Origin of the sequence: Martelella alba (assembly GCF_006516955.1) — a bacterium.
Lineage (GTDB): Bacteria > Pseudomonadota > Alphaproteobacteria > Rhizobiales > Rhizobiaceae > Martelella > Martelella alba.
Window position 1 is genome coordinate 128865 of sequence record NZ_VHLG01000009.1, and the last position, 22744, is coordinate 151608.

The 22744-nt window shown below is 58.5% G+C and carries 24 protein-coding genes; 6 read left to right on the plus strand and 18 right to left on the minus strand.

Features of this window, described 5'->3' with window-relative positions:
- Positions 1-280: 280 nt before the first annotated feature.
- Complete coding sequence (locus FJU08_RS14225; protein ID WP_141149680.1) at positions 281-4042, plus strand: vitamin B12-dependent ribonucleotide reductase; 3762 nt, start codon at positions 281-283, stop codon at positions 4040-4042.
- Positions 4043-4358: 316 nt separating this feature from the next.
- On the plus strand, positions 4359-4646 hold the full coding sequence (locus tag FJU08_RS14235) for a GIY-YIG nuclease family protein (RefSeq protein WP_141149682.1): 288 nt from the start codon (positions 4359-4361) through the stop codon (positions 4644-4646).
- Positions 4647-4722: 76 nt separating this feature from the next.
- Here the strand turns inward: FJU08_RS14235 and FJU08_RS14240 are convergent, their stop codons facing one another.
- From FJU08_RS14240 to FJU08_RS14250, 3 genes are all read right to left on the minus strand, one after another.
- Positions 4723-4935, minus strand: a complete 213-nt coding sequence (locus tag FJU08_RS14240) for a hypothetical protein (RefSeq protein ID WP_141149683.1) — start codon at positions 4933-4935, stop codon at positions 4723-4725.
- Positions 4936-5003: 68 nt separating this feature from the next.
- Positions 5004-6314 carry a replication-associated recombination protein A gene (locus FJU08_RS14245; RefSeq protein WP_141149684.1) on the minus strand — a complete coding sequence of 437 codons (1311 nt, stop codon included), beginning with the start codon at positions 6312-6314 and terminating at the stop codon, positions 5004-5006.
- Positions 6311-7720: a DegQ family serine endoprotease gene (locus FJU08_RS14250; RefSeq protein ID WP_141149685.1), complete on the minus strand. Its 1410-nt coding sequence runs from the start codon at positions 7718-7720 to the stop codon at positions 6311-6313. The genes FJU08_RS14245 and FJU08_RS14250 overlap by 4 nt, the downstream gene beginning before the upstream one ends.
- A gap of 327 nt (positions 7721-8047) precedes the next feature.
- Between FJU08_RS14250 and FJU08_RS14255 the strand changes: the two genes are divergently transcribed.
- Positions 8048-8446 (plus strand): lysozyme inhibitor LprI family protein, encoded by a 399-nt coding sequence (locus tag FJU08_RS14255; RefSeq protein ID WP_235890719.1) that lies wholly within the window; start codon positions 8048-8050, stop codon positions 8444-8446.
- Positions 8447-8755: 309 nt separating this feature from the next.
- Here the strand turns inward: FJU08_RS14255 and ilvD are convergent, their stop codons facing one another.
- Positions 8756-10597: a dihydroxy-acid dehydratase gene (gene ilvD, locus FJU08_RS14260; RefSeq protein ID WP_141149686.1), complete on the minus strand. Its 1842-nt coding sequence runs from the start codon at positions 10595-10597 to the stop codon at positions 8756-8758.
- 341 nt (positions 10598-10938) lie between these two features.
- Between ilvD and msrP the strand changes: the two genes are divergently transcribed.
- The gene (gene msrP / locus FJU08_RS14265) at positions 10939-11916 is read left to right on the plus strand and encodes a protein-methionine-sulfoxide reductase catalytic subunit MsrP (RefSeq protein ID WP_141149687.1); all 978 of its coding nucleotides are present in this window, start codon (positions 10939-10941) and stop codon (positions 11914-11916) included.
- A gap of 11 nt (positions 11917-11927) precedes the next feature.
- Positions 11928-12596, plus strand: a complete 669-nt coding sequence (msrQ, locus tag FJU08_RS14270) for a protein-methionine-sulfoxide reductase heme-binding subunit MsrQ (protein WP_141149728.1) — start codon at positions 11928-11930, stop codon at positions 12594-12596.
- 271 nt (positions 12597-12867) lie between these two features.
- Here the strand turns inward: msrQ and FJU08_RS14275 are convergent, their stop codons facing one another.
- Positions 12868-13440 carry a DoxX family protein gene (locus tag FJU08_RS14275; RefSeq protein WP_141149688.1) on the minus strand — a complete coding sequence of 191 codons (573 nt, stop codon included), beginning with the start codon at positions 13438-13440 and terminating at the stop codon, positions 12868-12870.
- Between the two features lie 292 nt (positions 13441-13732).
- Between FJU08_RS14275 and FJU08_RS14280 the strand changes: the two genes are divergently transcribed.
- Positions 13733-14599: a DUF817 domain-containing protein gene (locus FJU08_RS14280; RefSeq protein WP_141149689.1), complete on the plus strand. Its 867-nt coding sequence runs from the start codon at positions 13733-13735 to the stop codon at positions 14597-14599.
- Positions 14600-14675: 76 nt separating this feature from the next.
- On the opposite strand, the gene rplQ is transcribed toward FJU08_RS14280, so the two are convergent.
- From rplQ to rpsN, 13 genes are all read right to left on the minus strand, one after another.
- On the minus strand, positions 14676-15098 hold the full coding sequence (gene rplQ / locus FJU08_RS14285; protein WP_141149690.1) for a 50S ribosomal protein L17: 423 nt from the start codon (positions 15096-15098) through the stop codon (positions 14676-14678).
- A 44-nt stretch (positions 15099-15142) separates the two neighbouring features.
- Entirely contained in the window at positions 15143-16153 is a 1011-nt protein-coding gene (locus FJU08_RS14290) for a DNA-directed RNA polymerase subunit alpha (RefSeq protein WP_141149691.1), read from the minus strand.
- 103 nt (positions 16154-16256) lie between these two features.
- Positions 16257-16646 carry a 30S ribosomal protein S11 gene (gene rpsK / locus FJU08_RS14295; protein WP_141149692.1) on the minus strand — a complete coding sequence of 130 codons (390 nt, stop codon included), beginning with the start codon at positions 16644-16646 and terminating at the stop codon, positions 16257-16259.
- Positions 16647-16776: 130 nt separating this feature from the next.
- Positions 16777-17145, minus strand: a complete 369-nt coding sequence (gene rpsM / locus FJU08_RS14300) for a 30S ribosomal protein S13 (RefSeq protein WP_141149693.1) — start codon at positions 17143-17145, stop codon at positions 16777-16779.
- 302 nt (positions 17146-17447) lie between these two features.
- Positions 17448-18098 carry an adenylate kinase gene (locus FJU08_RS14305; protein WP_141149694.1) on the minus strand — a complete coding sequence of 217 codons (651 nt, stop codon included), beginning with the start codon at positions 18096-18098 and terminating at the stop codon, positions 17448-17450.
- Positions 18095-19432: a preprotein translocase subunit SecY gene (gene secY / locus FJU08_RS14310; RefSeq protein ID WP_141149695.1), complete on the minus strand. Its 1338-nt coding sequence runs from the start codon at positions 19430-19432 to the stop codon at positions 18095-18097. Before secY ends, FJU08_RS14305 begins: the two co-directional genes overlap by 4 nt.
- A gap of 218 nt (positions 19433-19650) precedes the next feature.
- Positions 19651-20127, minus strand: a complete 477-nt coding sequence (gene rplO / locus FJU08_RS14315) for a 50S ribosomal protein L15 (protein WP_141149696.1) — start codon at positions 20125-20127, stop codon at positions 19651-19653.
- Positions 20128-20141: 14 nt separating this feature from the next.
- A complete protein-coding gene (rpmD, locus tag FJU08_RS14320; protein ID WP_141149697.1) occupies positions 20142-20342 on the minus strand; it encodes a 50S ribosomal protein L30 in 201 nt (66 codons plus the stop codon).
- A gap of 14 nt (positions 20343-20356) precedes the next feature.
- Positions 20357-20929 carry a 30S ribosomal protein S5 gene (rpsE, locus tag FJU08_RS14325; RefSeq protein WP_141149698.1) on the minus strand — a complete coding sequence of 191 codons (573 nt, stop codon included), beginning with the start codon at positions 20927-20929 and terminating at the stop codon, positions 20357-20359.
- 143 nt (positions 20930-21072) lie between these two features.
- A complete protein-coding gene (rplR, locus tag FJU08_RS14330) occupies positions 21073-21435 on the minus strand; it encodes a 50S ribosomal protein L18 (protein ID WP_141149699.1) in 363 nt (120 codons plus the stop codon).
- A 12-nt stretch (positions 21436-21447) separates the two neighbouring features.
- Positions 21448-21981, minus strand: coding sequence for a 50S ribosomal protein L6 (gene rplF / locus FJU08_RS14335; RefSeq protein WP_141149700.1), 534 nt, complete (start codon positions 21979-21981; stop codon positions 21448-21450).
- A gap of 43 nt (positions 21982-22024) precedes the next feature.
- Positions 22025-22423, minus strand: coding sequence for a 30S ribosomal protein S8 (rpsH, locus tag FJU08_RS14340; RefSeq protein WP_141149701.1), 399 nt, complete (start codon positions 22421-22423; stop codon positions 22025-22027).
- An 11-nt stretch (positions 22424-22434) separates the two neighbouring features.
- Positions 22435-22740: a 30S ribosomal protein S14 gene (rpsN, locus tag FJU08_RS14345; RefSeq protein ID WP_141149702.1), complete on the minus strand. Its 306-nt coding sequence runs from the start codon at positions 22738-22740 to the stop codon at positions 22435-22437.
- Positions 22741-22744 lie beyond the last annotated feature (4 nt).

A 22744-nucleotide genomic window follows, 5' to 3' on the forward strand; every position in this document is an offset into this window, starting at 1 on the left:
CGCCCGCCCCCACTGTTTTGATGTGCAATCCCACTTTGGCGGTGTCCTGACGGACATTGCCGAAGCAGATTTTCGTGCGCCTCGAAACGGCGGGCGCGACACAGATGCGGAATTGAATTGCAGCGCCGTTAATACTATATTTAGTGGCTCTGATTATGATAAGCACAACATATTCCGACGCGGCTCACAAACCGACCGGCGGCGGTCAAGCCAGAGAAGCGGATCGCCGAACAAGATCAATGCCTGAATACGGGCGCACATTTTTTACGAGGACGACAAGATGCGCATCGAACGTCATTTCACCACGGCTGGACAATCGGCTTATGCCGAAGTCGCATTTCGCAAGGCCAAGAGTGAGATCCGCAATCCGGACGGCTCGATCGTATTCCTGCTCGACAACATTGATGTGCCTGAACAGTTCAGCCAGGTTGCGGCCGATATTCTGGCGCAGAAATATTTCCGCAAGGCCGGCGTTCCGGCGAGGCTGAAGAAGGTTGAGGAAACCAGCGTCCCCTCCTTCCTGTGGCGTTCCGTGCCAGATGAAAAAGCGCTCGCCAAACTTCCCGAAGACGAGCGGTTCGGCTCTGAGACCGATGCGCGACAGGTCTTCGACCGGCTTGCCGGCGCCTGGACCTATTGGGGCTGGAAGGGCGGCTATTTCTCCTCGGAAGAGGATGCATCTGCCTTCCGGGACGAGCTTGCCTATATGCTGGCCACCCAGCGCGCTGCACCGAACTCGCCGCAATGGTTCAATACCGGCCTTCACTGGGCCTATGGCATTGATGGCCCCGGCCAGGGGCATTTCTACGTCGATCCCTTCACCGGCAAGCTGACGCGCTCGAAATCGGCCTATGAGCACCCGCAGCCGCATGCCTGCTTCATCCAGTCCGTCGGTGACGACCTCGTCAATGAGGGCGGCATCATGGATTTGTGGGTGCGGGAGGCGCGCCTGTTCAAATATGGCTCCGGCACCGGCTCCAATTTCTCGAATGTCCGTGCAGAGGGCGAACGTCTGTCGGGCGGCGGCAAGTCTTCCGGCCTGATGAGCTTTCTCAAGATCGGCGACCGGGCGGCCGGCGCGATCAAATCCGGCGGCACCACGCGCCGCGCCGCCAAGATGGTGGTGGTCGATATCGACCACCCGGATATCGAGGCCTATATCAACTGGAAGGTCAAGGAGGAGCAGAAGGTTGCCGCCCTCGTCACCGGCTCGAAAATCGTTGCGAAACATCTGACCGCGATCATGAAGGCCTGCGTCAACTGCACGGCCGATAATGATGCCTGTTTCGATCCGCATGAAAACCCGGCCCTGAAGCGCGAGATCCGCGCCGCCAAGAAGGATCAGGTGCCGGAAAACTACATCAAACGGGTGATCCAGTTCGCGCGTCAGGGCTATAAGGACATCACCTTCACCACCTATGACACTGACTGGGATTCGGAGGCCTATCTCACCGTTTCCGGGCAGAATTCCAATAATTCGGTGTCGATCACCGATGATTTCTTCAAGGCGGTGGAAGAGGATGCCGACTGGAACCTGACGGCGCGCATTGATGGCCGGGTGATGAAAACGCTGAAGGCGGCAGATCTGTGGGAACAGATTTCGCATGCCGCATGGGCGTCGGCCGATCCGGGCCTGCATTTCAACTCCACGATGAATGCCTGGCACACCTGCCCGGCTGAAGGCCGCATTACCGGCTCCAATCCGTGCTCGGAATATATGTTTCTCGATGACACGGCCTGCAACCTGGCTTCGCTGAACCTGATGCAGTTCAAGGATCCGCAAACCGGTCGCATCGACATCAAGGCCTATGAACACGCCGTGCGGCTCTGGACCGTGGTTCTGGAAATCTCGGTGATGATGGCGCAGTTCCCGTCCGAACGCATCGCCGAGCGCTCCTACAAATACCGCACACTCGGCCTCGGCTATGCCAATATTGGCGGGCTGCTGATGTCGTCGGGCATTCCGTACGATTCAGACGCCGCCCGCGCGCTTGCCGGCAGTCTGACGGCAATCATGACCGGTATTTCCTATGCCACCTCGGCAGAAATGGCGTCCGAACTCGGCGCCTTTGCCGGCTATGATGACAATGCCGACAATATGCTGCGGGTGATCCGCAATCACCGCCGTGCCGCCCATGGCGAGGCGACAGGCTATGAGGGCCTGACGACGCCACCGGTAGCGCTGATCCACGGCGATTGCCCGGATGACGATCTTGTGGCGCATGCCACGTCCGCCTGGGACAAGGCGCTGGAACTGGGGGAAGCCCATGGCTACCGCAATGCTCAGGTTTCGGTGATCGCGCCGACGGGTACGATCGGCCTCGTCATGGATTGTGACACGACCGGCATCGAGCCCGATTTCGCACTGGTGAAGTTCAAGAAGCTCGCCGGTGGCGGCTATTTCAAGATCATCAACCGCGCCGTGCCGGAAGCGCTCAGAACGCTCGGCTACAGCGAAAGCCAGATTGCCGAGATCGAGGCCTATGCCGTCGGCCACGGCAATCTCAACCAGGCGCCGGCGATCAACCCGTCGCGGCTGAAGGCCAAGGGCTTCACCGATGAGAAGGTCGAGGCCGTCAACGCGGCGCTCAAAAGCGCCTTCGACATCAAGTTCGCCTTCAACCAGTGGACGCTCGGCGCTGACTTCCTCAAGGACGTGCTGCAGGTTTCCGACGCCGATCTCAATGATATGAGCTTCAGCCTGCTGGAACATATCGGCTTCAGCAGGAAGGAGATCGAGGCCGCCAACACCCATATCTGCGGTGCCATGACGCTGGAAGGTGCACCGCATCTGAAAGCCGAACACCTGCCGGTCTTCGACTGCGCCAATCCCTGCGGCCGGCTCGGCAGACGCTATCTCTCCGCTGAAAGCCATATCCGCATGATGGCTGCTGCCCAGCCCTTCATTTCCGGTGCGATCTCCAAGACCATCAACATGCCGAATGATGCGACGGTCGAGGATTGCAAACACGCCTATATGCTGTCGTGGAAACTCGGACTGAAGGCCAATGCGCTTTATCGCGACGGTTCGAAACTCTCCCAGCCGCTCAACTCCGCCCTCATTGAAGATGAGGACGACGAGGAGGATCGGGTCGAGGAACTGGTGCTCGCACCGGCAACGACGCAGGCGGTGAAGGTGACCGAGAAGATCATCGAGCGCGTGGTCGAAAAGATCGTCCGCGAGCGCGAGAAACTGCCGAACCGGCGTCAGGGCTATACCCAGAAGGCGGCGATCGGCGGTCACAAGGTCTATCTCAGGACCGGCGAATATGGTGACGGCCGTCTCGGCGAGATTTTCATCGACATGCACAAGGAAGGTGCTGCCTTCCGGGCGATGATGAATAATTTCGCCATCGCGATTTCACTCGGCCTGCAATATGGCGTGCCGCTGGAAGAATATGTCGAGGCCTTCACCTTCACCAAGTTCGAGCCCGCCGGCATGGTACAGGGCAATGACGCGATCAAGAACGCGACCTCGATCCTCGATTATGTGTTCCGTGAACTGGCCGTCTCCTATCTCGGCCGCAACGATCTCGCCCATGTCGACACGTCGGATTTTTCCAACACCGCGCTCGGCAAGGGCATCAGCGAGGGCAAGACCAACCTTCTGTCGACCGGCTGGACCCGCGGCCATGGCAAGGAACTGGCAACCGCCCGGTTCAAGGCATCCGACGCCAAGGGCATGGCAGGCGAGGCCGGCAGGCCGACGCCGATTGCCGCTGTTGGCTCGGCGCTGAAGAAGGCCGAGCCCTCGGAAATCGTCTCCTTCCGTCGCGATTATGAGGAGCGTGCCGAGGAACTGGCAGAAGAAATCGCCGAGGAAGCCGATTCCGAGGCCACCGAACTCTTCTCCGACAAGGCCGCCGCCGATGCCGCAACCGCCAAGGCCGAGGCCAGGAAGCTGGAACATGAACGCCGCGCCCGCGCGATCGTTCAGGGCTATACCGGCAATATGTGCTCCGAATGCCAGAACTTCACCATGGTGAGAAACGGCACCTGCGAGAAATGCGACACCTGCGGCGCGACAAGCGGCTGCAGCTGAGGCGGGTAGCGCCGTTTTTTTTCAGCCATCCTTGCCTGCTTCCCACGTATCCGGCGCGCTTCACTGCGCGCCGCTTTACATAGGCATCCTGCCTGTCATTCGCTCCCCCCTCCATCGTCATCCCTGTGCTTGTCACAGGGATCCAGCATTGTCTGCAGGCACCGCAGGGACCCGGCTTTGCTTTACGCTCCAGCTGGATGCCTGTGACGAGCACAGGCATGACGAGGAGAGTGTTGCGATGGAAGAGACAGCGTGACCTTCAGCCGGTCTATGATAGATTGTGCCAAGGACGAAAAACAATCTTCGGGGGTAATCTGTGCGTGGCGGCTATGTCTATATTCTCGCTTCCCGCAAAAACGGTACACTCTATGTCGGGGTGACCAACGACCTTGCCCGGCGACTTCAGGAGCATCAGCTGGAAATCCACCAGAGTTTCACCAGCAGGTATGGGGTCAAGACACTCGTCTGGTTTGAGCAATTCGAGGAAATCTCGCGTGCCATCGTCCGAGAAAAGACGATCAAGAAATGGCGCCGAGCCTGGAAGATAAACCTCATCGAAGGCACAAATCCGGAATGGGCAGATATCTCACACTGGCTCCTCTAGCGTTCCTTCATGCAAAACCGCCCGGTCTTCCCATCAAGAAGACCGGGCGGCTTTCTTCAGCGCTGCCGAGGGGGAGCTAGCGCCGGCGGGGGAGCGGTCGGATACGGGGGGTAAACAGGCGGGTCAGCATGGGAAGCGCCACCCAGGCGACCAGCAGCATGAGCGGCAGCAGGAGAACCTTGGCGTTGTCCAGCACCGGGAAAGCGGTGATCACTGTTGCGGCGAGAAGAAAACCCGCGCCTTCGATCATCAGCGCGATCAATCGTGCATAGGGGGGTACGTCCTGCATAACGTTCTCCTTCGGGTTCGTGCATGGTTAACGCCCGATGAGACGCGTTGTTCCGCAATATATTGAAATCAGCTGTTGCGCTCACGCCTGAGCTTGTCCCACCAGGCGAGCCGTTTGTTGATCTCGCGTTCAAATCCGCGCTCGGGCGGCTGGTAGAATTTCTGCCGGCCCATTTCCGTCGGGAAATAATTCTGGCCCGAAAACGCATCAGGCTCATCGTGATCATAACGATAACCCTGATTATAGCCCTCTTCCTTCATCAGCTTGGTCGGGGCGTTGAGGATATGTTTCGGCGGCATCAGCGAGCCATGCCGCTTGGCGGCAGCAAGGGCGGCATGCCAGGCGACCTCGACGGAATTGGATTTGGGCGCGGTTGCCAGATAGATGCAGGCCTCAGCCAGCGCCAGCTCGCCCTCGGGAGAACCGAGAAAATCATAGGCATCCTTGGCGGCGGTGGCGATCAGCACGGCTTGCGGATCGGCAAGGCCGATATCCTCGGTTGCCATGCGCACCAGCCGGCGGCCGATATAAAGCGGGTCCTCGCCCGCATCGATCATCCGCGCCAGATAGTAAAGCGCGGCATCGGGATCGGAACCGCGCACGGATTTATGCAACGCGGAGATGAGATTGTAATGCCCGTCCTGGCCCTTGTCATAGATCGGCGCGCGACGCTGGACAACGCCGGCGAGCCCCTTCGGGTCAAGCACCTCGCCCTCCCGGGCAGCGCGCCAGATCTCCTCCGACAGGGTCAGGATCGCCCGTCCATCGCCATCGGCCATGCCGATCAGCGTTTCGCGAGCATCCTCGTCAAGCGGCAGCGCCCTGCCCTCAGCGGCTTCGGCGCGGGTCAGAAGTTCCGAAAGACTGTCATGATCATGGGCGCGGAAGGTCAGAACCCGGGCGCGCGACAAAAGCGCGGCATTGAGCTCGAAGGATGGGTTTTCCGTGGTCGCGCCCACCAGCACAATCGTGCCATCTTCCATCACAGGCAGGAAACTGTCCTGCTGCGCCCGGTTGAAGCGATGAATCTCGTCGACGAAAAGCAGTGTCTGCCGCCCGTTCATCCGCCGGGCGCGGGCAGCCTCGAACACCTTCTTCAGGTCGGCCACGCCGGAAAAGATCGCCGAAATCTGCTCGAAGGCGAGATCGGCCTCGCCCGACAGAAGCCGGGCGACAGTTGTCTTGCCCGTCCCCGGCGGTCCCCAGAAGATCATCGAGCCAAGCGAGCCGGACGCAATCATCCGGGTCAGCGCACCGTCAGGACCGGTCAGATGATCCTGACCTGTGACCTCGCTCAGATGCTGCGGACGCAGACGATCAGCCAGCGGCCGGCGCTTTTCCAGTTCTTCGGGTATCTTGGGGGCGAACAGATCACTCATCGAAACATTTGCGTTATCATCCTGCCGCCACGGTTCACCGTCAGCTTCCAGTAGCGGGGCTTGTCGGCCGCTGCCTTTTCCAGCGCCTTGGTCGTCTTGATATCGGTATCGTTGACGGAAACGATAATGTCCCCCTTGGCAAAGCCAAGCTGGTTCGCCGTCGATCCGTCAGCAATATCGGCCACAACGACACCAGCAGAGTCTTGCGGCAGACGCAACTCCTCCGATACGCGCGGCGACACATTTTCCACTGTCAGTCCGGCAAACGGGCTGTCGCCATCAATGGTGCGGCTGTCACGGGCCGGTGTTTCGGGGGCAACCGCCAGCGGCAGCGTCACATGCTCGACCTTGCCGTCCCGCTCGACACTGAGATCGGCCGTCTTGCCAAGCCCGAGCACGGTGAGGCGATAGAGCAGCGCATCGGGATGCTGCACCGGCACATCATCCACAGCGATGACGACCGAGCCGGATTTCAGACCGGCCTTGTCCGCCGGGCCGTCCGGGACGACGCTTGAGACAATGGCGCCGCGCGGCGTAGTCAGGCCAACAGCTTCGGCGATATCGGAGGAAACCGGGCCGAAGCTTGCGCCGACATAGGGGCGCTCAAAGCTTTTCTCGCCGCTTTCCGCCGCCGCCAGAAATACCTTGACCATATTGGCAGGGATGGCGAAGCCGATACCATTCGATCCACCACCCTTGGAGAAGATCGCCGTATTGATGCCGATCAGCTGCCCCTTCATGTTCAAAAGCGCGCCACCGGAATTGCCCGGATTGATCGCCGCGTCTGTTTGCAGGAAGAAGCCGAATTCGCCATCATTGACGGAATTGCGCGCCAGGCCGGAAATGATGCCGCTGGTCACCGTCTGACCGACAGCAAAGGGGTCGCCGATGGCAAGCGCGATATCGCCAACCTCGACATCATCGGAATTGCCGATATCGATCGTCGGCAGCGCTTCCTTGACGTCAATCTTCAGCACGGCGAGATCGTAGCGATCGTCCTTCAGCAAAACCGTGCAGGGGAACTCACGCCCGTCCGACAGCGCCACCTTGATCTGATCGGCCCCGGCAATCACATGGTTGTTGGTGATGATCGTTCCATCAGAGCCGACAATCACGCCGGATCCAAGCGATGTCTGTTTCTCGCTGCGCCCCGGCATCTGCTGGCCGAAGAACTGGCCGAAAAAAGGATCGGAGAACAGCGGCGACATGCGCTTCTCGACCATACGTTCGGCATAGACATTGACGACAGCCGGTGCGGTCTGCTTGACCAGCGGCGCATAGGACAGCATCACCTGCCCCTGCCCCGAAGGCACAGTGCGGGCATCATCGGCAAAGGCCGGCTGCAACGTTAAAACGAGGCCGGACATCATGGCGGCGGCGGAAAGGCGGATGAAAGGTGCGGTCATCAGTTCCCTGTCTCTTCAACGGATTCAAATTAACCCCTCGCCCAAGATCTAGGTAGAGAAATGGGCGGAACAATGTTTCACAAGTTAGAGCAGCGAAACAACGCGTTAAACGTGGTCGCTCAGATATTAAACTATCGCAATATTCAACTTTATATTGCAGTTCCACCCTAATGCTCGCAAGTTAAAGCTTTCGGCACGCGGCCGGACTGGAGACCATCGCTCATCACGCCGGCTTCACGGCGATACGCCGGTGGCAAATACCCGAAAATAGTCACAAACTCTTCAGTCATTTCCTATATCGGTGATTGAAAAGAGAAGGAGTCTACAATGCAACCATTCCATGATCGCACCCGCCTCGCTCGGACCACAGCTGGCATCGCATTTTCAGCAGCGACCCTGCTTGCAAGCTTCGCTCCGCTCACGCTTTCGGCCACGCCCGCTGCTGCAGCAAGCTTCGATTGCCATGCCAGCGGCCTCAGCGCCAATGAAAAGACCATCTGCGACAATCTTCAGCTCAATGATGATGATGTGAAGATGGCGACCATGTACACCATGCTGAAGGGCCTTTTCGCCATGGGCGTTTCGGGTGACATGGCAGATGAACAAAAGGCCTGGCTTGCCAAACGTGAGGCCTGCGGCACCGATGTCTCCTGCATCTCTGAAGCCTATCAGGAGCGTATCGACGCCCTGCAGAAACTCTATGACGGCATCGACAAGCCGATCTGAGCGGCCGCATTCCTCCCGATCAGAAAGGGCGCGGGAGATGATCCCGCGCTCAGACTGCTGACAAAGCCATTCATATTGCATGTTTGAGGCGGAATAGCCTCACCCTCCGTCGTCATCCCCGTGCTTGTCACGGGGATCCAGCTTCAAAAGGCATCGAGTAGACAAGTCTTTTCGCCGCGCAGACGCGCGTCGGCTGGATGCCTGTGGACCAAGCACAGGCATGATGTCAGTGAAGGGGGTGAGGTTTGTCAACAAACTGAGGGCGCGGGATAATCTCCCGCGCCCTTTTCAGATGAATGTCCGGACGGCTTATTCCTCGTCCGGCAGGATCCGAACAGCGCCCTTGTCGGCGCTGGAGGCGAAGGCGGCATAGGCCTTCAGTGCGCGGGTGACCTGACGGCGGCGCGGAGACGACGGCGCCCAGCCTTTTTCCTCCTGAGCCTTGCGGCGCGCTTCCAGCTCAGACGGCGAGATCCTGAGCGAAATGGTACGGCCGGGAATGTCGATATCGATCGTATCGCCGTTCTCGACCAGACCGATGGCGCCACCCTTGGCGGCTTCCGGCGAAACATGGCCGATGGAAAGGCCCGATGTACCGCCGGAGAAACGTCCATCGGTGATCAGCGCGCAGGCCTTTCCGAGCCCCTTCGACTTCAGATAGCTGGTCGGGTAGAGCATTTCCTGCATGCCGGGACCGCCCTTCGGGCCTTCATAGCGAATGACGACGACGTCGCCCGCCTTGACCTCGTTGGACAGGATACCTTTCACCGCCGCATCCTGGCTCTCGAACACGACGGCCGGGCCGGAGAATTTGAGGATGCTCTCATCGACGCCTGCCGTCTTCACGATGCAGCCATCAAGCGCGACATTGCCCCGCAAGACGGCCAGACCACCATCCTTGGAGAAAGGATGTTCGGCCGAACGGATAACACCGGACACACGGTCTGTGTCGAGTTCCGCCCAACGGCGATCCTGTGAGAAAGCGGTCTGCGACGGCACGCCACCGGGCGCGGCCATGAAGAAATTGCGAACGGTTTCGGAATTGGTGCGAACGATATCCCACTGGTCAATCGCATCGCCCAGCGTTGCGGCATGAACGGTCGGGCTTTCGCGACGGATTAGACCCGCGCGGTCAAGCTCGCCGAGAATGGCCATGATGCCGCCAGCCCGGTGAACATCTTCCATGTGAACATCATTCTTGGCCGGTGCCACCTTGCACAGGCACGGCACCTTGCGTGACAGCCGATCAATATCTTCCATGGTGAAATCAAGCTCGGCCTCATAGGCGGCCGCCAGAATATGCAGCACCGTATTGGTGGAGCCGCCCATGGCGATATCGAGCGACATGGCGTTTTCAAAAGCAGCCTTGTTGGCGATGGTGCGCGGCAGCGTCGTCTTGTCATCCTGCTCGTAGCAACGGCGGGCAAGATCGACGATCTGGTGACCTGCCTCAACAAACAGGCGGCGGCGATCGGCATGGGTGGCGAGCGTCGAGCCATTGCCCGGCAGCGACAGGCCAAGCGCTTCCGTCAGACAGTTCATCGAATTGGCGGTAAACATGCCCGAGCAGGAACCGCAGGTGGGGCAGGCTGAGCGCTCGATACTTGCCACCTCGGCATCAGTGTACTTGTCATCGGCGGCGGCAACCATGGCATCAACCAGATCAAGCGCCTGCTCCTTGCCGTTCAAGACCACCTTGCCGGCTTCCATCGGGCCGCCGGAGACGAAGATTGCCGGAATATTGAGGCGAAGCGCCGCCATCAGCATGCCGGGGGTGATCTTGTCGCAGTTGGAAATGCAGACCATGGCATCGGCACAATGGGCATTGACCATATATTCAACGCTGTCAGCAATGACTTCACGGGAAGGCAGCGAATAGAGCATGCCGTCATGGCCCATGGCGATGCCGTCATCAACCGCGATGGTGTTGAACTCCTTGGCAACACCGCCCGCAGCTTCAATTTCGCGCGCGACCAGCTGGCCGAGGTCCTTCAGATGCACATGACCGGGCACAAATTGGGTAAAGGAATTGACCACGGCAATGATGGGCTTGCCGAAATCGCCTTCTTTCATGCCGGTTGCGCGCCACAATCCACGCGCGCCGGCCATATTGCGTCCATGGGTGGTCGTTCTGGAACGATAGGCTGGCATTGGGGTTTCCTTTCTTCCCGGCAGATCCGCTCTGTCTGCCCGATGCATTCTGTTGGCCAAATGGGCCAAAACACCTTTTGCGACAGGTGGTAACGCAAATCACTATGCCTGTCACTATCGCTTGGTGGCAAAACGGTACTCTCCAGTACGCCCCTTGCCGGGACCGCCCCTGACCCTTCTCACGCCCAAAACACGAAATCGTGGTTCAAACGTTTCTTGTCGAAACGCAATCTATCGGCAATCCTCCTGCGTAAAGGAGTGTATCCCGACAAGCGAAAAAATTCCATGGGATGCCACCATGACCGACGGCATGGAAACAGAGAGCAAAGGGAGGCCCATTCATGAGCGCCTACAAACCACCGCATATTCCTGCATCCGAGATCACGCCGGAAGCGACCTGGCTCAAGCGCCGCACATTGATGGCAGGGCTTGCCGCCGGCGCGACCTTTGCCGCCTTGCCAAAAGCTGAGGCGGCGGCGCCGGGCCTGAGCGAGGGCATGGAACTGAAGACAGTCCCCGGCCCCATCCCGGCGCCGTCCGACAAGGAAACCAGCTTCGAGGATGTGACCCACTACAATAATTTTTATGAATTCGGCACGGGCAAGAGCGACCCGTTCAAATATTCCGAAGACTTCAAGCCCTACCCTTGGACCTTTGAGATCGGCGGACTGGTCAACAAGCCGCAGACCGTCGACATCGACACCCTGCTGACAAAATTCCCGCTGGAGGACCGGATCTACCGGATGCGCTGTGTTGAGGCCTGGTCCATGGTCATCCCCTGGGTCGGCATCCCGCTGTCATCGATCATAGATCTCGCCGATCCGCAGGGCTCGGCCAAATATGTGGCCTTTGAAGGTGTGGTGCGGCCGAAGGAAATGCCAGGCCAGCGTGGTTTTGCCCAGCCGATGCCATGGCCTTATCTTGAAGGCCTGCGCATGGATGAAGCCCGTCACCCGCTGACGATCATCGCCGTGGGCCTTTACGGCAAGACACTGCTGAACCAGTCCGGCGCGCCGATGCGCCTTGTCGTTCCGTGGAAATATGGTTTCAAGGGCATCAAATCGATCACCAAGATCACCCTGACCGAAGAACAGCCGCAAAACAGCTGGAACCTGCTCGCCCCGCATGAATATGGTTTCTACGCCAATGTGAACCCGGATGTGCCGCACCCGCGCTGGAGCCAGGCGACCGAACAGCGCATTGGCGAAGGCGGTGGATTGTTCGGCGGCGCCAAACGCATTCCGACAGAAATGTTCAACGGCTATGGCGATGAGGTCGCAAGCCTTTATGCTGGCATGGACCTGAAAGCAAACTATTGACCGATGCGACGATGAAAACGGTGACGCCCCCTTCCCGCAACCGCACCGGACGATGGCGTTCGGCCTCGGTCTGGGCGCTCTATGTGCTCGGGCTGATGCCAGCTGCCATCTATTTCTGGCTTGGCGCCACCAACCAGCTCGGCGTCTACCCGATCAAGACCTTCGAGCATCTGCTTGGCATATGGGCGCTTAGGTTCATTCTGGCGACCCTTGCGGTCACCCCGCTTCGCGACCTTGCCAATATCAACCTGCTGCGCTACCGCCGCGCACTCGGCCTGCTCGGCTTTTATTACGTACTGATGCATTTCCTCGTCTATCTGGTGCTCGATCAGCAAATGGATCTGCATACCGTGATCGATGACGTGATCAAGCGCCCCTTCATCACCTTCGGCATGATCGCCCTGGCGCTGCTGGTGCCGCTGGCACTGACTTCAAACAACTGGTCGATCCGCCGGCTTGGAAAAAACTGGACCTGGCTGCATCGGCTCTCCTATCTGATCCTCGCGCTTGGAACCTTGCATTTTGCCATGGCGCGCAAGGTGATCGGCCCGGAGATCATGCTCTATATCGCGCTAGCCGTGCTGCTACTTGGCTATCGTGCCATCCGCCCCCGGCTGATGGAACGCCGGCGACAGAAAAAGCGTGCGCTCCGCGAACAGCAGAAAGGCCGAAGCGTCTAGCGCTTCGGCCTCAGATTGCTGACAACCCCTAGCCCCTTCTTTAACGTCATGCCTGTGCTTGTCACAGGCATCCAGCCGACGCGCGTCCGCGCGGCCAAAGACTCCGCTTATTCAAATCTTTAAGAGTATGGATCCCCGTGACAAGCACGGGGATGACGGCGGAGGCAATGGCTATTCCACCCCAAACAGACAAGCTGAATGACTTTGTCAGCAAGCTGAGGCCGAAGCGTCTAGCGCTTCGGCCTTTAAACTGCGCATCTACGAGAGTTGTTCAGAACACCTTCTTCAGCAGACGATCCACCGAGCAGTAACCGCCACCGAATGCGGCGAAGAGGAAGGCTCCGCCAGTCCAGAACCACGAGGCAAGTTCAGCCTTGTCCTGAACCTGGCTCAGGAACTTCGCACCGCCATCGGCCAGACGATACTGTGCTGCGGCCGTAAACAAATCGGCATTGGTCTTCAGCGCCTCAATGCCCGCAGGCGTCAGGAAGGCCGCACCATAGGGGTGGCTGTAGTGGAAATAGAGCGTAATCGCCAACATCACACCATTGGCAAGCGCTGCGGCGCGGGTAAACAGCCCAAACATGATCAAGAACCCGCCGAAGAACTGCATCGCCGCCAGCAAAGGTGACCAGAACACACCAGGATAGAAGTGAAGGCTCTCAACAAATCCGACCTGTGCGAAGGGGTGGGTAATCTTCGGCCAACCTTCCAGAGCAAGAAAGCCGCCAATTGCAATACGAAAGATGACCCAGGCCATCGGCTGGGCAACCCGATCATAAAACCCGCCAAGAAACGGCAGATACAGTCTTTGTGGATCGTTCTTGAAGACTTCGTTGGTCATTGTTTTTCTCCGGAACCAAAAGTAAGTCGATGGCCCGAAATTAGGCTCATATCTGCGAATACATGTGATCAAGATCAAGAAAGGCTGTTTCATAACTTGAACAGACTGTTCACCATTTAGCGACCAACCGGGGTTGCATGACGGCAGGTTTCGGCGCCCCGCCGCCCGGATCCGCTCTGCGAGCGACCTGATCATGATCAATTTCATGGTATTAGCGATCAACGCACGTGGCCTTGCTTTCGACCTCTTTTGCGTGAAGTCTGCACTCAGCACTCTCAAAACATGCAAAAGAATGACCGCGACAAAAACACCGCAAAGCCTCTTCCGGCTCGATGGCTGGCTCACCAATGTCAAACCGCGCACAGATCTGCACGGTGTCTCCCGCTTTCTCGTTGAATTTCTGTTCTTCGGTTTGAAGGAAGCGCGCGCCTGCCTGTTTGCAGGTCTGTTCTTCCTGGCGATCTTCATCACGCCGCGATCAGGCGCGCTGGGTATTCCGCGTTACGATCTTCTGCTGATCATCGCTTTGGCGATCCAGTTCGCGATGATCAGGCTCGGTCTGGAAACCGTCACTGAATTCAAGGCCATATGCCTGTTTCACCTTGTCGGCTTCGCCCTTGAAGTGTTCAAGACATCCGGCTCGATCCAATCCTGGGCCTATCCGGATTTTGCATGGACGAAACTGATGGGCGTGCCACTCTTTTCAGGCTTCATGTATGCAGCTGTCGGCAGCTATATCATTCAGGCTTGGCGCCTTTTCGACATCCGCATCCAGCACCACCCGCCCTACTGGATGTCGACGCTGCTCGCGCTTGCAATCTACGCGAACTTTTTCACCCATCATTATATCGGCGACTATCGCTGGTATATCGCGGCGCTCGCCATCGGGCTTTACGCGCGCGCCACCGTGGTGTTTCGCCCCTATGACCGCGATCGCAAAATGCCGATTATCCTGTCTTTCATCCTGATCGGCTTCTTTATCTGGCTGGCCGAGAATGTCTCAACCTTCTTCGCGATCTGGCACTATCCCAACCAGATCGCCATCTGGTCGAGCGTCCATATCGGCAAATGGAGTTCATGGACGCTGATGGTGGCCATGACCTTCACTATTGTCGCTTCGCTGAAACATATCCGCGCGACGATCCACATTCCGAATTGAAACCCGTCGCAAATGAAAAGGCCGGGCGCTGAAACAGCACCCGGCCCTTATAAAATCTGACGATGTCAGAACTGCCTCAGGCAGCTTCCATCTCAGCTTCAGCCTCAACGCGGGCCTTGTCGGCTGCGCCCTTGGCATTGACGTCGCGATCAACGAATTCGATGACTGCGAGGTCGGCATTGTCGCCGTAGCGGAAACCAGCCTTCATGATCCGGCAGTAGCCGCCCTTGCGTTCTGCGTAGCGCGGGCCAAGAACATCGAACAGCTTGCGGACTGCATCGAGGTCCTTGATCTGTGCGATCGCCTGACGACGGGCGTGCAGATCACCGCGCTTGCCGAGCGTGATGAGCTTCTCGACGATCGGGCGGATTTCCTTTGCCTTCGGCAGTGTCGTGACAATCTGCTCATGGGTGATGAGCGAGGCTGCCATGTTTGCAAACATTGCCTTGCGATGGCTTGCGGTTCTGTTGAGCTTGCGGCCTGCATTCTGATGGCGCATTGCTTCTCTCCTTCACTTGCAGGCGAGCCGCCCGCAGTATGACGTTAGTACTGATCCTCGTAACGCTTTGCGAGGTCTTCGATATTTTCCGGCGGCCAGGCCGGGACTTCCATGCCCAGGTGCAGGCCCATGGAAGCGAGTACTTCCTTGATCTCGTTCAGCGACTTGCGACCAAAATTCGGCGTACGCAGCATTTCGGCTTCGGTCTTCTGGATGAGATCGCCGATATAGACGATATTGTCGTTCTTCAGGCAGTTGGCCGAACGGACGGAAAGTTCCAGTTCGTCGACCTTCTTCAAGAGTGCCGGGTTGAAGGCGAGCTCGGTGACGTCTTCTTCTTCGGATTCCTTCTGGGGCTCCTCGAAGTTGACGAAGACCGAAAGCTGGTCCTGAAGAATGCGGGCTGCAAAAGCAACTGCATCTTCACCGCCGACGGAACCATCAGTCTCGATGGTCATGGTCAGCTTGTCATAGTCGAGAACCTGGCCCTCACGGGTGTTTTCGACCTTGTAGGACACCTTGCGGATCGGCGAATAAAGGCTGTCGACCGGAATGAGACCGATCGGAGCATCTTCCGAACGGTTCCGTTCTGCCGGAACGTAACCCTTACCGTTGTTGACGGTGAATTCCATGCGGATTTCAGCGCCTTCATCCAGCGTGCAGAGCACGAGACCCGGATTAAGGATCTCGATATCGCCAACCGTCTGAATATCACCAGCGGTGACAACGCCCGGGCCCTGCTTGCGCACGACCATACGCTTTGCCTCGTCGCCTTCCATCTTGATGGCGATTTCCTTGATGTTCAGGATGATGTCGGTGACATCTTCACGAACACCCGGGATCGAGGAAAATTCGTGCAGCACGCCGTCGATCTGCACAGCCGTGACAGCTGCACCACGAAGCGACGACAGCAGAATGCGACGAAGCGCATTGCCAAGCGTCAGACCAAAGCCGCGCTCAAGCGGTTCAGCGACCAGGGTCGCCTTCTTCGCGCTCGAAGAGGTGAATTCCACCTTGCTGGGCTTGATCAGTTCCTGCCAGTTTTTCTGAATCATGTTTCTACCTTCCGTTCGCCGCACCATCCAATCGTGACGGCCGAATTTCGTAGAACCGGCGCGCCCTCAATGAGAACAGCGCCGGAGCGATTGACAGCGATGATCAGACGCGGCGCTTCTTGCGCGGGCGGCAGCCATTGTGCGGGATCGGCGTCACGTCGCGAATCGAAGTGATGACGAAGCCGGCAGCCTGCAGGGCACGCAGGGCCGACTCACGACCCGAACCGGGGCCGCAGACTTCGACTTCAAGCGACTTCATGCCGTGTTCCTGAGCCTTCTTGGCGCAGTCCTCAGCAGCGATCTGGGCAGCGAACGGGGTCGACTTGCGCGAACCCTTGAAGCCCTTGGCACCGGCAGACGACCAGGCAATAGCATTGCCCTGTGCATCCGTGATGGTGATCATCGTGTTGTTGAACGTCGAGTTGACGTGGGCAACGCCCGACGAAATATTTTTACGCTCGCGACGGCGAACGCGCGTGGCTTCCTTGGCCATGGGTATTCCTTTCGTTGATCTCTTCACCGCCGTAATACCAGCGGCTCCACCGACGGGGCCTTGGCCCAGTCAATCACGCAGAAAGCCGGCGGACGCCGCCGGCTTGTTCGGTTCGCAAATGGAACCGGGATTACTTCTTCTTACCGGCAATCGCCTTGGCCGGACCCTTACGGGTGCGGGCATTGGTGTGCGTGCGCTGGCCGCGGACCGGAAGGCCACGACGATGACGCAGGCCACGGTAGCAGCCGAGGTCCATAAGACGCTTGATGTTCATCGAGTTTTCGCGACGCAGGTCGCCTTCTACGATGTAGTCACGGTCAATGGTTTCACGGATCTGCAGGACTTCAGCGTCCGTCAGTTCGTGAACACGGCGTTCAGCCGGAATGGAAACCTTCTCGCAGATTTCCTGAGCGAATTTCGGTCCGATCCCGTGAATGTACTGAAGCGCAATAACGACGCGCTTTGCAGTCGGGATGTTGACGCCAGCAATACGAGCCACGCCGTTTCTCCTTAGCATTATCGGTTGGGCAGTCTTTTATCTCAGAGAGAAACTGCCGATTTCGTCCAGCGCGTTTCCACGCCGTTTGCCCTTCTGCGACAACAAGGACCGACCGCAACCATTCCGCTTCCGCTTTGAGAAGAGGAATCGCACCGATCAGCCCCATGCCACGAGTTGGAGCGCTCTTTACCGGAAACAGCCATCAAATGCAACCGTTTCCGAAATATTAATAGCGAGAGGCTCTTGCGAGAGCCCCTGCCCTTCAAGCTTTCCGGCAACACAAAGCTGCCGGAGCCGCAAGATCAGATCTTTTCCAGGATGGCCTCGATCGACGCCGTCACCGTGTCCATATCGGCCATACCGTCCACCGACTGCAGCTTGCCCTTGGCGTAGTAGTAGCCAAGCAGCGGCGCGGTTTCCTTGTAATAAGCCTGCAGGCGCGTCACGACGGTATCGCGATTGTCATCGGGCCGGCGCTTGAATTCCGTGGATCCACAGGTATCACAGACACCATCGACCTTCGGCTTATGGAAGCTGTCGTGATAGCCAGCGCCACACTTGGCGCAGGTATAGCGCCCGGCGATACGGTCGGCCAACACACTGTCATCAACCTTGATCTCGATGACGACGTCCAGATCGATCCCCTTGGCCGAAAGCATTTTCTCGGTCGCATCGGCCTGAACCAGCGTGCGCGGGAAGCCATCAAGGATGAAGCCGTTATTGCAATCATCCTGATCGATCCGCTCCGACACAATCGCAATCACGATATCGTCGGAAACCAGCCCACCGGCATCCATCACGGCCTTGGCCTTGATGCCGACCTCGGTCTTGGCCGCAACAGCTGCACGAAGCATGTCGCCGGTCGACAGCTGCGGAATTCCATGCTTGGCAACTATCCGCTGCGCCTGCGTACCCTTGCCGGCGCCCGGCGGTCCCAGAAGAATGAGTCTCATCGTCCCCTCTTTCCACCCCTCAATTTCGATTTCTTCATCAGCCCTTCGTATTGCTGCGCGATCAGGTGTCCCTGAACCTGCGATACGGTATCCAGTGTTACGCTGACAATAATCAAAAGCGAAGTACCACCAAGGGACAATGGAATGCCCGTACGCGATACAAGGATCTCAGGCAGGATGCAGACGAAGACCAGATAGACCGCGCCGATCACCGTAATACGTGTCAGCACGTAATCGATATATTCAGCCGTCCGCTCGCCGGGCCGGATACCGGGAATGAAGCCGCCATGACGCTTCAGATTATCCGCGGTTTCCTTCGGATTGAAGACGATGGCCGTGTAGAAGAAGGCGAAGAAGGCGATCAGTCCGGCGTAGAAGATCATGTAAAGCAGCTGCCCATGACCGAGCGACGCGATGATCGCGGTGGCCCAACCGGGAAGGTCCTTCGACGTGAAGCCCGCAAGCGTCGCCGGCAGTAGCAGCAGCGACGATGCGAAAATCGCCGGGATAACACCCGAAGTATTCAGCTTCAGCGGCAGGTGCGAGGTGTCGCCCTGGAACATGCGATTGCCGACCTGGCGCTTCGGGTACTGGATCAGCAACCGGCGCTGCGCGCGCTCGACAAACACGATCAGCGCAATGACGCCGATGGCGACAACCAGAACGGCAACCACCAGACCACCCGAAAGCGCACCGGTGCGGCCCAGTTCAAGCATATTGCCGATCGCATTCGGCAGACCGGCGACGATACCGGAGAAGATGATCAGCGAGATGCCGTTACCGATACCGCGCGAGGTGATCTGCTCGCCGAGCCACATCAGGAACATCGTGCCGCCGACAAGTGTAATCACCGTCGAGATACGGAAGAACCAGCCCGGATCGGCCACAAGATTGCTGCCAGCCTCAAGACCGATGGCAATGCCATAGGCCTGTGCCGTTGCCAGAACCACCGTGCCGTAACGCGTATACTGATTCATGATCTTGCGACCCTGCTCGCCTTCCTTCTTGAGCGCCTCAAGAGAAGGAACCACAGCGGTCAGAAGCTGAACGATGATCGAAGCGGAGATGTAGGGCATGATGCCAAGCGCGAAGATTGCCATGCGCTGCACGGCGCCGCCCGAAAACATGTTGAACATGCCGAGAATGCCGCCTGCCTGGCCCTGGAAGACCTGGGCATAGGCATCAAGATTGATGCCCGGAAGCGGGATATGCGTGCCGAGGCGGTACACGAGCAGCGCAAGAAGCGTAAACCAAAGTCGCTTCTTGAGGTCGGTCGCCTTGGCGAAAGTCGAAAAATTCAGATTGGAAGCGAGTTGTTCCGCTGCAGATGCCATGCTGATCTCCGCATCACCGCCCGGTCGCGGTCGACTGCGGCCGGTGCATTGAATTGCCATACCGCCAGCTGACACGCCGCATCAAGAAACGTGGATCAGTTCCGACGATTGCCGTCCGGAAGGCCTCGATTGGGCCTGACGGCATTCGAGGCAAACATATGGGCGAAAAATCGCCCGGTGTGAAGCACTCCGGGCGATCATTTCAGTTAAATTCGAACTTATTCTGCGCTTTCGGCAGCGTTGAGAAGCTTGATGGAGGCGCCTGCCTTCTCAATCTTCTCGATGGCAGCCTTGGAAGCACCGGCAACTTCGAGGGAAAGCTTGGCCTTCAGTTCGCCATCGGAGAGAATGCGCACGCCATCCTTGACGCGGCGAATCACGCCAGCTTCCTTCAGAACTTCCGCCGTAACGGTGACCTTGGCGTCGATCTTGCCGGCATCAACGGCAGCCTGAAGCTTGGCCAGCGACACTTCGGAAAATTCCTTGGCGAAGATATTGACGAAGCCGCGCTTCGGCAGACGACGGTAGATCGGCATCTGACCGCCTTCGAAGCCGTTGATAGCAACGCCCGAACGCGACTTCTGACCCTTGACACCACGGCCACCGGTCTTGCCGAGGCCCGAACCGATTCCGCGGCCAACGCGCTTGCGCGACGATGTGGCGCCTTCGACGTCCTTGATTTCGTTGAGTTTCATCGTTCTTTCCCCTCTCACTTCTCGTCGACGACGCGTACGAGATGGGATACCTTGTTGATCATGCCACGCACGGCAGGCGTATCTTCCAGCGTGCGAACGCGATGCATCTTGTTGAGACCGAGCCCGATCAGCGTCTGGCGCTGAACGGCGGGGCGACGGATCGGGCTACCGATCTGTTCGACGGTGACCGTCTTCTTTTCAGTGGTCTTGGCCATCTTTGTCTCTCCCATCAATCGTCAACGCTGACGCCAGCAGCCTGACGGCGAGCCTGGAGCGTTGCATATTTCAGACCGCGCTGGGCAGCGATGTCCTTGGGGTGAACCTGATGCTTCAGGGCGTCAAACGTGGCGCGAACCATGTTGTAAGGGTTCGACGAACCGGTCGACTTACAAACAACGTCAGCAACGCCGAGCGTTTCGAAAACAGCACGCATCGGGCCACCGGCGATGATACCGGTACCGGCCTTGGCGGAGCGAAGGAGAACCTTGCCGGCGCCGTGACGGCCATTGACATCGTGGTGCAGCGTACGGCCATCGCGCAGCGGTACGAAAATCATGTCGCGCTTGGCGCTTTCGGTTGCCTTGCGGATCGCTTCCGGCACTTCGCGTGCCTTGCCGTGACCAAAGCCAACGCGGCCCTTCTGGTCACCAACAACGACGAGCGCTGCAAAACCGAAACGACGTCCGCCCTTGACCACCTTGGCCACGCGGTTGATAGCGACGAGCTTGTCAACGAACTCGCTGTCGCGCTCTTCCCTGTTGTTCTGGCGATCGTCGCGCGATCCCCGTCTTTCCTGTGCCATTGTCCTGTTCCTTTTTCTTTTCCGGGTGCAATCGGCATATCGAAAAGCCGCTCAGCATCTCTGCATGATTGAGCGGCCGATGTAACGGACATCAGTCCGACATTGTAGCCGGCGCTCCGTAAAGAGCACCGGCTAAACTGAACTCAGAAGGTCAGGCCGCCTTCACGGGCACCATCGGCAAGCGCCTTGATGCGACCGTGGAAGATGAAGGCGCCACGGTCGAATACGACCTCATTGACGCCAGCCTTGACGGCGCGCTCGGCGATCAGCTTGCCAACAGCGGCAGCTGCATCCTTGTCGGCGCCGGTCTTCAGCGAGGTGCGCAGACCGGTGTCGAGCGTCGAAGCGGCGGCCAGCGTGCGGCCAGCTGCATCATCGATAACCTGAGCGTAGATGTTCTTCGAGGAACGGTGGACCGACAGACGCGGGCGACCATTCGCTACCTTCTTGAGCTGACGGCGCACGCGTGCGGCGCGGCGCCCAAGGGCTTCTTTCCTGCTAGCCATATCGCGTACTCCTTACTTCTTCTTGCCTTCCTTGCGGACGATGCGCTCTTCCGCGTATTTCACGCCCTTGCCCTTGTAGGGCTCGGGACCGCGATATTCGCGAATGTTTGCAGCGGCCTGGCCGACAATCTGCTTGTCGATACCGGTGACGACGATTTCCGTCGGCTTCGGGCAAGCAAGCGAGATGCCTTCCGGCGGGGTGTAGATCACTTCGTGGCTGAAGCCGAGCGACAGCTGCAGGTTCTTGCCCTGCATGGCCGCACGATAGCCGACGCCGTTGATTTCAAGCTTGCGCTCGTAACCATCCTTGACGCCCTTGAAGATGTTCTCGACCATGGTGCGCGACATGCCCCACTTGGAGCGTGCGTCCTTGGTCTGGTTAACCGGAGTAACAACGATCGCGTTGTCTTCCAGTGCTACGCTGACTTCGTCATTTGCAACGAAGCTCAGTTCACCCTTCGGGCCCTTGGCGGTAACCTTCTGGCCATCTACGGCCGCAGTAACACCAGCCGGAACCGGAACGGGCTTTTTACCGATACGAGACATTTTTTTTACCTGTCTGTTTCGCTAGGGAGGACCTGCATCAGCCTTAGAAGACCGAGCAGAGAACCTCGCCACCAACATTCTGTTCGCGAGCCTGGTGATCAGCCATTACACCCTTCGGGGTCGAAAGGATGGTGATGCCAAGGCCGTTTGCGACCTGCGGAATGGACTTGACCGAGGCATAGACCCGGCGGCCCGGCTTGGAAACGCGGGCGATCTCGCGGATCACCGAAGCGTTCTCGTAGTACTTCAGCTCGATTTCGAACTCGGACTTGCCGTTTTCAAATTCGGTCTGGGTATAACCGCGGATGTAGCCTTCGGCCTGAAGAACGTCCAGAACACGGCCGCGCAGCTTGGAAGCCGGCGTCGATACGGAGTTCTTGCGGCGCGCTGCACCGTTGCGGATGCGGGTGAGCATATCACCCAGGGGATCAGACATTGCCATGGGGAAGCTCCTTACCAGCTCGACTTGACGACGCCCGGCACCTTGCCGGTGTTGCCCAGATCACGAAGCGCAATACGGGACATGCCCAGCTTGCGGTAATAACCGCGCGGACGGCCAGATACTTCGCAACGATTGCGGATGCGGGTCTTCGAACCATCGCGGGAGAGGCTTGCAAGCTTCAGAGAAGCCCGGAAGCGATCCTCGATGGGGAGCTCCTGGTTCATGATGATCGCCTTCAGCGCGGCGCGCTTGTCGGCGTCGCGGGCGACCGTCTTGCGGCGGCGCTTGTTCTTTTCGACTGCGCTTACTTTCGCCATGTCG

What these genes read in the sequence shown, in the direction of transcription:
- msrQ (WP_141149728.1), top strand. Translation starts at nt 11,928, where the DNA reads ATGAAAACGGTGACGCCCCCTTCCCGCAACCGCACCGGACGATGGCGT.
- FJU08_RS14280 (WP_141149689.1), top strand. Translation starts at nt 13,733, where the DNA reads ATGACCGCGACAAAAACACCGCAAAGCCTCTTCCGGCTCGATGGCTGG.
- rpsE (WP_141149698.1), bottom strand. Translation starts at nt 20,929, where the DNA reads ATGGCACAGGAAAGACGGGGATCGCGCGACGATCGCCAGAACAACAGG.
- FJU08_RS14290 (WP_141149691.1), bottom strand. Translation starts at nt 16,153, where the DNA reads ATGATTCAGAAAAACTGGCAGGAACTGATCAAGCCCAGCAAGGTGGAA.
- FJU08_RS14245 (WP_141149684.1), bottom strand. Translation starts at nt 6,314, where the DNA reads ATGAGTGATCTGTTCGCCCCCAAGATACCCGAAGAACTGGAAAAGCGC.
- rpsH (WP_141149701.1), bottom strand. Translation starts at nt 22,423, where the DNA reads ATGGCAATGTCTGATCCCCTGGGTGATATGCTCACCCGCATCCGCAAC.
- rplR (WP_141149699.1), bottom strand. Translation starts at nt 21,435, where the DNA reads ATGGCTAGCAGGAAAGAAGCCCTTGGGCGCCGCGCCGCACGCGTGCGC.
- FJU08_RS14240 (WP_141149683.1), bottom strand. Translation starts at nt 4,935, where the DNA reads ATGCAGGACGTACCCCCCTATGCACGATTGATCGCGCTGATGATCGAA.
- ilvD (WP_141149686.1), bottom strand. Translation starts at nt 10,597, where the DNA reads ATGCCAGCCTATCGTTCCAGAACGACCACCCATGGACGCAATATGGCC.
- FJU08_RS14275 (WP_141149688.1), bottom strand. Translation starts at nt 13,440, where the DNA reads ATGACCAACGAAGTCTTCAAGAACGATCCACAAAGACTGTATCTGCCG.
- rplQ (WP_141149690.1), bottom strand. Translation starts at nt 15,098, where the DNA reads ATGCGCCATCAGAATGCAGGCCGCAAGCTCAACAGAACCGCAAGCCAT.
- rpsN (WP_141149702.1), bottom strand. Translation starts at nt 22,740, where the DNA reads ATGGCGAAAGTAAGCGCAGTCGAAAAGAACAAGCGCCGCCGCAAGACG.
- rplO (WP_141149696.1), bottom strand. Translation starts at nt 20,127, where the DNA reads ATGAAACTCAACGAAATCAAGGACGTCGAAGGCGCCACATCGTCGCGC.
- rpsK (WP_141149692.1), bottom strand. Translation starts at nt 16,646, where the DNA reads ATGGCCAAGGAAGCCACGCGCGTTCGCCGTCGCGAGCGTAAAAATATT.
- FJU08_RS14305 (WP_141149694.1), bottom strand. Translation starts at nt 18,098, where the DNA reads ATGAGACTCATTCTTCTGGGACCGCCGGGCGCCGGCAAGGGTACGCAG.
- FJU08_RS14255 (WP_235890719.1), top strand. Translation starts at nt 8,048, where the DNA reads ATGCAACCATTCCATGATCGCACCCGCCTCGCTCGGACCACAGCTGGC.
- secY (WP_141149695.1), bottom strand. Translation starts at nt 19,432, where the DNA reads ATGGCATCTGCAGCGGAACAACTCGCTTCCAATCTGAATTTTTCGACT.
- rpmD (WP_141149697.1), bottom strand. Translation starts at nt 20,342, where the DNA reads ATGGCCAAGACCACTGAAAAGAAGACGGTCACCGTCGAACAGATCGGT.
- rplF (WP_141149700.1), bottom strand. Translation starts at nt 21,981, where the DNA reads ATGTCTCGTATCGGTAAAAAGCCCGTTCCGGTTCCGGCTGGTGTTACT.
- FJU08_RS14225 (WP_141149680.1), top strand. Translation starts at nt 281, where the DNA reads ATGCGCATCGAACGTCATTTCACCACGGCTGGACAATCGGCTTATGCC.
- FJU08_RS14250 (WP_141149685.1), bottom strand. Translation starts at nt 7,720, where the DNA reads ATGACCGCACCTTTCATCCGCCTTTCCGCCGCCGCCATGATGTCCGGC.
- msrP (WP_141149687.1), top strand. Translation starts at nt 10,939, where the DNA reads ATGAGCGCCTACAAACCACCGCATATTCCTGCATCCGAGATCACGCCG.